This window comes from Paenibacillus forsythiae T98 (assembly GCF_000520735.1).
In the GTDB taxonomy this organism is placed as follows: Bacteria; Bacillota; Bacilli; order Paenibacillales; family Paenibacillaceae; genus Paenibacillus_AQ; species Paenibacillus_AQ forsythiae.
Genome location: NZ_ASSC01000331.1, coordinates 1 through 481 on the forward strand (window position 1 = coordinate 1; position 481 = coordinate 481).

The following is a 481-nucleotide window of genomic DNA, read 5'->3' on the forward strand; positions in this document are numbered from 1 at the left end:
CCTTTAAGGCCCGTCAGCTCCACCAGCTCCATCACACGGTCGCGGATGAAGCTTTTGTTCGCCTTCTTCACCTTCAGCCCGAAGGCGATATTGTCAAATACCGTCATATGCTTGAACAGCGCGTAGTTCTGGAACACGAAGCCAATCCCGCGCTCCTGCGGCGGCAGATTGTTGACCACTTGCCCATGAAAGACGATTTCGCCGGCATCCGGCGTTTCAAGGCCCGCCAGCATCCGCAGGATCGACGTTTTTCCGCCGCCGCTCGGTCCGAGCAGTCCAATCAAATGGCCTTTCGTAATTTCAAAGCTAACATCCTTCACCGCATGAAAATTGCCAAAATGCTTGTTCAGACCGCGTACTTCCACGTGCATATTAACGCACTTCCTTTCTTTTCTTGCTCCATTCCATGAGCAGCAGAAGTCCTACCGAAAAAGCGGCCAACACCAGCGCGACGCCGCCCGCCGCCGTTACATTAAAGTTC

General features: G+C 53.8%; 1 protein-coding gene and 1 pseudogene. Both read right to left on the reverse strand.

Going from position 1 to position 481, the window contains the following annotated elements:
- Window positions 1–371, reverse strand: a 371-nt coding sequence (locus tag L692_RS0110790; RefSeq protein ID WP_025699740.1) for a sulfate/molybdate ABC transporter ATP-binding protein, incomplete at its 3' end; no start/stop codon positions are given.
- 1 nt (window position 372) lies between these two features.
- A pseudogene (locus L692_RS33905) lies at window positions 373–481 on the reverse strand (sulfate ABC transporter); the annotation flags it as partial.